Raw genomic sequence first — 8,633 nt, 5'->3', positions numbered from 1 at the left:
GATTAATGCAGGTTCAGGTGGTTTATTATCATTGCTGTTAATTACCATACTTGCATATCCTGTTATGTATTATTCACATAGGGCGCTTGCTAAAATGATTTACGCTTCGAACTCTGCCGATGAGGGGATTACAGGTACAATAAGAGAGTATTTTGGAAATAAGGCAAGTATCATTTTTAATATTGTATATTTTGTCTCCATTTATACGATCGTGCTGATGTACTCGGTCGCACTTACAAATACCGCTAGTAGCTTTATCGTGCATCAATTGCACATGTCGGAGCCTCCAAGGTCCATTTTATCGCTTGTTTTAGTACTCGGTCTTATCGCTATACTAAATTTTGGTCAAGATATAACTGTAAAGATCATGAGCATGCTAGTGTATCCTTTTATAGCTTCTCTACTTTTTATCGCAATATCTTTGATTCCACAGTGGAATACGTCAATGCTTAGTTTTTCAAGTGTTTCTACTGCTTCAACAGGAACAGGATATTTAGGAACGATATGGATGATACTTCCAATCATAGTATTCTCGTTTAATCATTCGCCTATGATTTCGTCATTTGTTATGAAACAGAGAGCTACGTATGGAATAGATGCTACTGATGCTAAATGTGCTCAAATACAAAAAGTTTGTTATATTATGACATTCGCAGTTGTTATGTTCTTTGTTTGGAGCAGTACCTTAAGTTTGACTCCAAATGATCTTAAGGTGGCAAAAGAACAGAACTTGTCAATCCTATCATATCTTGCTAATGAGCTTAATTCGCCAGTAATCACTATTGCAGCTCCTATCATTGCTTTTGTGGCTATTACAAAGTCTTTCCTTGGTCATTATATAGGAGCGTATGAGGTAATGCGTGACATGATTATCAAGTCCAGTAAAAAACGTGGGAAAGATATAGGAGAAAAAACAGTTAAGACAATGATTCTTACTTTTGTCGTATTAACATGCTGGTATGTTGCTTATACAAATCCAAGTATTCTTGGAATCATTGATGCCCTTAGCGGTCCGCTAGTTGCTGCTATCTTATGTATACTACCCATGTATGCAATCCATAAAGTATCAGTACTTGCTAAATACAAAGGGAAATCTAGCAATGTATTTGTCATTATTATAGGTATTCTTACTGTCCTAGCAAGTATTAAGTCATTATTCTAATCCACTATTGTTAGTATCGATGCAAAAACCGTGGGATATGGAAAAAAGAAAGATTCTTATCGGAACTGAATTCTATATTGTTAAACTAAAGAAATCATGGTTTTGGACAAACTCCTCACATTGGAGAGTTTGTCTTTTTTTATCATTTTAGCCAAGAAGACCCCTTCCTCAAGGAACGCAAAATAAGTAGGTGGGAGATGAATTGGCTAAAATGATAAACTGGTGACCCCGTATGTAGAAGTAAAAAAGGGGGAAACTATTGTATAATTATCGATAATTTAGGGGGCGCCAAATGAAACATAATAAAGAAGTAACACTTGGGGATTACGTTGAATTTTCATATCGTAAAAATCACAATTTGAAATTAATGGGATTTGTGGTGAATGTTTTACAAAATACAATTGTTGTAGATATTGCGGAAAGAATGGATATCGAGGTAGATGATTTTAGGCAAGTTGTAAAGCATGGTTATTATAATAAAGTGGTTCATAAGCAAATAAAGAATAGTGTTTCATAAAAAGTGCTCCTATATATATAAATTTAGGAGCACTTTTTATGGAGAGAATTTTCGCAAAGATTTTTTTGTCTGAGGTATAAAATTTTCATATAAAAATACGTTTTGAAGATATTTTCTTATTTGTTAATTAATAATTTTTTCAATCTTTATAGCTGTTATGGATTTAAAATATTATTCATAAAAATTTCACATAATTTTATTAAAAAGAAAAATACTAATACTTGTTTTAATACTTTACTTCGAGTCATTAAAACAAATTTACTAACTACGAAACAAGGAGGCATCACTGTGGACATTCGTGAAGGATTAATTCCAACAGCTTTAGGTACAGCAGTGACAGCAGCAGGTTATGCTCTTAAACAAACTCGTGGAACTAATAAAATGATTGCAAATACAGTATTTGGTTTTGGTTTAGCACACGTCGTTTTAGGTGTAATCGATCTTGTTGAACATCGTCGTTAGAACGAAAGGCAAGCATTGATATATGCTTGCCTTTTTGGGAGTACATTTATTATTCATTTTTCAAAATATGTTTGTATGACGTAATCATTATCAATGTAATTAAATAGTTACACTACAAGAAAATTAGAAAGTAAAACTGTGAGCATTGAATTTTATGAAATGAGATGGTGATGGAATGGAATTTTCTTCTGAAAGTAATACGTATCATGCTGGTGACATTGTTTATATTTTTTACCGAAATCCTCATACTCAAGACGTAGCTAACATACAAGCTGCAGCAGTTGTAAATAATCCTGAAAGACCTAATGAATTAGCACTATTTCTTTACGAAACGTATTATCCACTAACAAATGAGATGGCTATATATGCTACCGAAGATGAAGCAAACCAAGCTTACACTTACTATTATGGTGATATTTCAGAGGGGATGTTAGAATGAATAAGCCATTTATGCCTAAGCTCGTATATTTTGAACCGAAAGCATTAGATTATCCTTTGGGGAAAGAGCTGTTTGAGAAGTTTTCAAAGATGGATGTTGAAATTCGACATACTACTTCCCATAATCAAGTAAGAGATTTGCCAGGGGATAACGATTTTCAAAAGTATCGAGTAGCAAAATCCACGCTGGTTGTTGGTGTTAGAAAAACACTGAAATTCGATACTTCCAAGCCTTCAGCAGAGTATGCAATTCCTTTTGCAACGGGATGTATGGGACATTGTCATTATTGTTATTTACAAACAACGATGGGAAGTAAGCCTTATATACGAACGTATGTAAATGTTGAAGAAATTTTAGATGCTGCTGATAAATACATGAAAGAGCGTGCACCTGAAGTAACAAGATTTGAAGCGTCGTGTACTTCAGATATTGTAGGAATCGATTATTTAACGCATACCCTTAAACGGGCCATTGAGCATTTTGGAGAATCTGAATATGGGAAATTGAGATTTGTTACGAAATTCCACCATGTAGATCATTTACTTGATGCTAAACATAATGGAAAAACAAGATTTCGCTTTAGTGTAAACGCTGATTATGTGATTAAAAACTTTGAACCAGGAACTTCTCCCTTAGCTAAACGAATTGAGGCAGCAGGAAAAGTAGCTAGAGCTGGATATCCTCTTGGTTTCATTGTAGCTCCTATTTACCTGCATGAAGGCTGGAAGGAAGGATACTATCATATGTTTGAACGCCTAAATGCTGAATTACCTCTTGATGCACGGGATGATATTACATTTGAATTTATTCAACATCGTTTTACAAAGCCAGCTAAGAGAGTAATTGAAAAAAACTACCCGATGACAAAACTAGAATTAGATGAAGAGAAAAGAAGGTATAAATGGGGGAAATATGGAATCGGAAAATACATTTATCAAAAAGAAGAAGAAGAGGATATAAAAAACTATCTGTATTCCTATATGAAACAGTTCTTTCCTAATGCAAAACTAGAATATTTTACATAAAAGAAACGAAAAAAATTCATTACATCATCAATCTAAAAAATTACTCACTCAAAAAAGTGATATTGGTCAACAATTCGCTAATAAATCATTTGAAAAATTTATATACGAAAGTCTTTTATGTAAAAAATATGTTTCATTATGAGCTGAACCCCAACAGTTAAACAGAAAAATACAGTGGTTGCTCTGAGTTAGTGGAGATAGAAGAAAGAGGCTTTGTAGTAGGTGCGTCTTACCATATTGTTAAGGAAAAGAAATCAAATCCAATTATGAAAGGGACGTATCAGATGGTACTTCTCAGTAAGTTAGCGCAGCAAGGTGGAAAAGGGGCAGGGAATAATTATATTAATGTGAGTGCAAAAGCAGATAGTGTATTTGAACAAATACGAATTATTGCTAAAAAAAATTAGTCGTGAATTATTTTTTCTGAAAAATTACTCTCGAATCCTAATGCTTTACAGAATACGCTAGATGTATATATTCGTGATCATGAAATGAGAAGAAACATCCGTCTATTTGTTTCTGAAAAAAAATGCAGAAACTATCTTGAAACAAAGTGCAAAACTAGAAAATTTACCGGCACAGTATATTGATATGCTAGCTGAACATCCTCCCAAAAACGCTCAAATGGTGGAGGCGGCAAGAATTGGTGATGTGCAGGAAAAGATAATTTCAAAACGCAGTTTTGTACTACCTATCTTAAGGCCAACAAAACAAGGGATAGAAATGGATGGGGCTGCATTGTTTCGTGGGAAGGATAACAAGTGTGTTGGAATGTTAAACGGAGAACAAACACTGGGAATGAACTTTGTAATTGGTGAGAAATTAGGGGGCTATTTTACCATACGTGAAAAGAATCAGCTTATTACATATGAAATTCATAAATTACATCGAAAAATAAAGGTTTTTACTGAAAATACTACAAAACCGAAGTTTGATATTCATTTGTTTCTCGAAGGTACTTTGGCGGAGTTGCATTTTAGCGATTATAAACAAGTTATGGATGAAAAACGCTTAACGAAGGATATTTCAAAAGAGATGGAGCAAAGGATTCAAAAATCAATAAAGCTTGTTCAAAAAAATATAAGGTGGATGTATTAGCATTAGGAGAAGTATATAAGCGGAATAATTATAAAGAATGAAAGAAAATAAGTAAGAATTGGGATCAAGGTGAAAATTATTTTAGTAATGCTGACATTAATGTTTATGTTCATCCAGTAATTGAACATTCAGGCTCAGCTTTACCGAAGAGAGTGAAATAAGGTGATTTAAGTCGTTAGCGGATTACAAATACGCTAAACGATATTAATGCTGGTTCTGCATTTTCAATCAGTGCAGACTTATGTACTTTAAACGTGATTAATAAATTATATTTGGCTTATTATGATCCTTTGGTTAGCACTAGTTAGAGTTATAGTAAAAATATTAAGTAGAAACGACTTATTTTTAATAATAAGAGGAAATATGTTACTGAAAAGTAAGGAGACAAATTATTACTTTTCTAAAGGGTAATTAGGTTCGTACAATGATGCATTAAAGTGATTCATAAGGGATTCTGAATGCTAAGAGAGTGAGAATGCATTACAAAAGAAAGGTGCATAGGCGCCTTTCTTTTTTGAAGGAATTTTTTGTTACGAGTTAGTACAAAATTGGGTTCAGGGGGTACTATAAAATTTTAGCTTGATGGCGATGGGGTAGCATCCACCGTCTATCAACATCACTACACCTATATTTAATACTGCGTTACGTGCCTTTAATCAAGTGAAAAACAAGACCCATTTTGTAAAAACTGAAACCAACGTTTTCTAAACTGAACTTGAGCCATATCTGCATGAACATGGGCCTCCATTTTTAAAGCTTCTGGTATAGGTCTAGGATGTTGACTTTCTACAATAATTTGATCCTCTTTTAGTACTCTTAAACTAAATTTAGCTAAAATTTGGTCTAGTAAAGGGAAGTACTTTAAAAATGTCCTTCCGGTATATCCCATAATTAATGTCTCTTCTTCATCAATTGGTGTAAACGTAATATACTGAATAAATGACTCATTCTCCTGTTTGCCACTGTGAAGCATCCACTGATGTGGGAATTTGTATTCAAGGTAAGCATCACCATTTGAGAATATAAACTGATCCAGTGTTCCCTCCAGCTTATAATTGGTTGATTCGGCTTTTGTTTTTCTACCAATCGTTTTTTTATGTACATAAGCAAGATGAGCAATATCCAGCACAGATTCGATTGATCGAGTAAGGTGTGCATTCCAAGTGGCGTGGAAGAAAGAGAGTTTAAAAGGAGTGTTCTCCATTACATGAAAAGTTTGCCATTCAGGTGGATTTTCCTCACTATCAGGGTATATCCAAATCAACCCAATCTTTTCTTTTACAGGGTATGAGAAGGTATGAGCAAATTTCGGGATAGGTTTATTGGGTTGGGATGGAATTCTTACACAAGTACCACAACTATCGAACTCCCAACCATGGTAGGGACAGACTAGTTTACCATTTACTACTTGTCCCAGTGATAAGTCAGCGCCACGATGAGGGCAGTAAGGTGATAGAGCCTGAACTTCGCCTTTTTCATCCCGATATAATACAAAATCTTTGCCAGCAACTCTTTTTTTTACTGGAATCTTTTTTATATCTTTTACATAACTCACAGCATACCAATTACGTGGGAATACTCTATTTATATTTAGAGTCATTTATTTTCTCCTTCTTTTTATTCACCTAGTAGATATTAGTGGTGTCTACTGTATACTGTCTATTCTATGCTATAAAATATTTTAAATGTTCGTTTAAAATTAATAAATCTACAGTTTGATCAAATCATTATGAAAGCCTGTATAATCTCTCTAAATGTAACAAAAATGACTATAGTACAATAGATTTTAAAAAGGAGAAAGTCTTATTTTATTGAAAATTGAGATATTAAGCAATATTCCTATTGCTATTAAATTCACCATTAAAGAACTTCCACCAAAACTTACAAATGGAAATGGAGTACCTGTAAGAGGAAATAGTCCCGTAATACCACCTAAATTTACAACTGATTGCATACCAATCATACATCCTATACCAATTGCTATAAAACTGCCGAATGGATCTACACATAATTGTGCAATTTTTAAGGAGCGAAGTACTATAGTCAAAACTCCAACCAATAGAATAAATACACCAATAAATCCTAGTTCTTCAGAAACTATTGCCATTATAAAATCAGTGTGTGGTTCTGGAAGATAACCTGTTTTTTGTATGCTATTTCCAAATCCACGACCAGTGATTCCTCCAGAGCCCATGGCAATAAAAGAGTTTACAAGCTGGTATCCATTTCCTTGCGCATCAAGAAAGGGATTGAAAATCGTAGTAATACGTGTCTTTTGAACTTCTGATAAACTATATTGAATCAAATAATATAAAATAGGTAACCATAAAATAGAACCGATGGTAGTTCTTTTGATTAGTAGATTTATATTTATTCCTGAACAAAGAAATATGCTAAAACCTATACCTAATATTAAAAGTGCAGATCCTAAATTTGGTTGTTTAAAGATAAGAAAAAAAATTGTAGCTAAAAAAAATAAAAGTTTTCCGATACCACTCCAGTTATTTTTAGCTTGTTCTTGTCGCAATGCAAAAAAACGGGCTGTTACAAGGATTGTTCCTAACTTAAGAAATTCAGCTGGCTGTATTCCAAAGATCCATGATTGAGCATTATTTACCACTTTTCCTTTCCATAAAACCATAATTAATAAAAAAATCCCCCCAACCATAATACAGATTGAGACTATTCGTTTTTTCCATATTTCATATGGGAGTAAAGCACAAATTATTAATCCTATTGTTCCTAAAAGTAGCTTTGTTAATTGAGAATCAACAAAATGTCTACTGTTATAACCGTAATGTTGAACAGCGACAATGGAGCTTGCACTATACATCATGATAATACCTAAAGTACATGTTATGAATAGAGGAAGGAGCAATAGATAATCGAGTTTTAATATTTTTTTCATTTTAATATCCTCCTGATTTAAAACAAAACATAATATTACATTTGTTAATGAATAGAATCTTGTTCTCGTCAATTACTAAATATGACTTTTGTTTAGAAAGATTCTATCACTTATTCCCTGTTTTTTACGCAAAAATCCCCCTAGTATGTAACTAGAGGGATTCAAAATGGCATGACTAAATAAGGCTTTTTCCCCCTAGTAGAGCTTTGGCACTATACAACGTAAAGTAATGAAAATTCATTACTTAGCTATCTTAAGAAGAGCCTTAATCCGACAATTCCTGTTCTACCCATTGGCGTCTTTCGACATTTTTGGGCAATAGCCTGTGTTTGCATAGGAGCCTCACCTAACAGGTTAAGCAATATAAATTTTATGTGTTTGTTTCGTGTAGCAAGCATAAATATATTTTTTTTGCTTGTCAAGCAACCATATTGCTAATTTTATTTGTTTTATTGCTTTATAGTTCTTTGAGAAATGATATGAAAAAATGTCTGTAATCATTCTGTATAAGTACATATTTTTGACTTGTAGTGTATCGTTTGATTAAGTAGTTTAACCATATAAATTTGATAAACAGTAAAGAAGATTTTAATCATAAAAGAAGATTTTTTTGTGAATGTTCTTTTGATATACAGAATGACTAATTATTCATCTTTTGTTATAAAGTTGGAATTTGATTAAAAACAATAAGTTTCATATGTTTTATTACGTTTCTTCGAATTAAATCTATTTGAATTCTATGTTTTTTAAGGGGAATTTTAAATTTATAATAAAATATAATTTCATTTTCTATAAAAGATTTTTTTATGAATGGAATTGAAAGTCAGTTGACAAATATTAAATTCTGGTTTAAATTTTGAAGTAATTCAATAAACTTTGTTAGGTGAGGCTCCTGTATAGAGAAACGCTGCTGCCCAAAAATGTCGAGAGACGCCAATGGGTCAACAGGAACGGTCGGATTAAGGCCCTTCTTAATGTAGCTGGTTATAAAAACCTATGCTATACAGTGCTAAAACTCAACG

Annotated in this window: 8 protein-coding genes, 2 pseudogenes and 2 riboswitches; of the genes and pseudogenes, 8 read left to right on the top strand and 2 right to left on the bottom strand. The window is 32.9% G+C overall.

The window, feature by feature from the left end:
* The 8 genes and pseudogenes from HMPREF2590_RS24015 to HMPREF2590_RS30130 all read left to right on the top strand — a co-directional run.
* Nucleotides 1–1,162 (top strand): aromatic amino acid transport family protein (locus tag HMPREF2590_RS24015; RefSeq protein ID WP_070861598.1); only part of this gene is annotated, 1,162 nt, incomplete at its 5' end.
* A 292-nt stretch (nt 1,163–1,454) separates the two neighbouring features.
* The gene (locus tag HMPREF2590_RS24010) at nt 1,455–1,679 is read left to right on the top strand and encodes a DUF2187 domain-containing protein (RefSeq protein ID WP_000682213.1); all 225 of its coding nucleotides are present in this window, start codon (nt 1,455–1,457) and stop codon (nt 1,677–1,679) included.
* A 288-nt stretch (nt 1,680–1,967) separates the two neighbouring features.
* A complete protein-coding gene (locus tag HMPREF2590_RS24005) occupies nt 1,968–2,141 on the top strand; it encodes a hypothetical protein (protein WP_000354585.1) in 174 nt (57 codons plus the stop codon).
* Between the two features lie 175 nt (nt 2,142–2,316).
* Entirely contained in the window at nt 2,317–2,580 is a 264-nt protein-coding gene (locus tag HMPREF2590_RS24000; RefSeq protein ID WP_000396091.1) for a transcriptional regulator SplA, read from the top strand.
* Nucleotides 2,577–3,605 (top strand): spore photoproduct lyase, encoded by a 1,029-nt coding sequence (gene splB, locus HMPREF2590_RS23995; RefSeq protein ID WP_001039638.1) that lies wholly within the window; start codon nt 2,577–2,579, stop codon nt 3,603–3,605. The genes HMPREF2590_RS24000 and splB overlap by 4 nt, the downstream gene beginning before the upstream one ends.
* Before the next feature lie 191 nt (nt 3,606–3,796).
* Nucleotides 3,797–4,195, top strand: a pseudogene (locus HMPREF2590_RS31290) (Ger(x)C family spore germination protein).
* The gene (locus HMPREF2590_RS31285) at nt 4,149–4,703 is read left to right on the top strand and encodes a Ger(x)C family spore germination C-terminal domain-containing protein (protein ID WP_437263786.1); all 555 of its coding nucleotides are present in this window, start codon (nt 4,149–4,151) and stop codon (nt 4,701–4,703) included. Before HMPREF2590_RS31290 ends, HMPREF2590_RS31285 begins: the two are co-directional and overlap by 47 nt.
* Nucleotides 4,704–5,045: 342 nt before the next feature.
* Nucleotides 5,046–5,114: pseudogene (locus HMPREF2590_RS30130) on the top strand (HXXEE domain-containing protein); the annotation flags it as partial.
* 241 nt (nt 5,115–5,355) lie between these two features.
* On the opposite strand, the gene HMPREF2590_RS23985 reads toward HMPREF2590_RS30130, so the two are convergent.
* Both HMPREF2590_RS23985 and HMPREF2590_RS23980 read right to left on the bottom strand, forming a co-directional pair.
* Nucleotides 5,356–6,303, bottom strand: coding sequence for an aromatic ring-hydroxylating oxygenase subunit alpha (locus tag HMPREF2590_RS23985; RefSeq protein ID WP_000174200.1), 948 nt, complete (start codon nt 6,301–6,303; stop codon nt 5,356–5,358).
* Between the two features lie 186 nt (nt 6,304–6,489).
* Nucleotides 6,490–7,611: an FtsW/RodA/SpoVE family cell cycle protein gene (locus HMPREF2590_RS23980; RefSeq protein WP_000722116.1), complete on the bottom strand. Its 1,122-nt coding sequence runs from the start codon at nt 7,609–7,611 to the stop codon at nt 6,490–6,492.
* 184 nt (nt 7,612–7,795) lie between these two features.
* Nucleotides 7,796–7,972: riboswitch (M-box (ykoK) riboswitch) on the bottom strand.
* Nucleotides 7,973–8,479: 507 nt separating this feature from the next.
* Nucleotides 8,480–8,633, top strand: a riboswitch (M-box (ykoK) riboswitch).

Origin of the sequence: Bacillus sp. HMSC036E02, assembly GCF_001836235.1 — a bacterium.
Classification (GTDB): domain Bacteria; phylum Bacillota; class Bacilli; order Bacillales; family Bacillaceae_G; genus Bacillus_A; species Bacillus_A cereus.
Note: the sequence above shows the minus strand (reverse complement) of the source record. Positions and strands in the feature narration are given on the sequence as shown.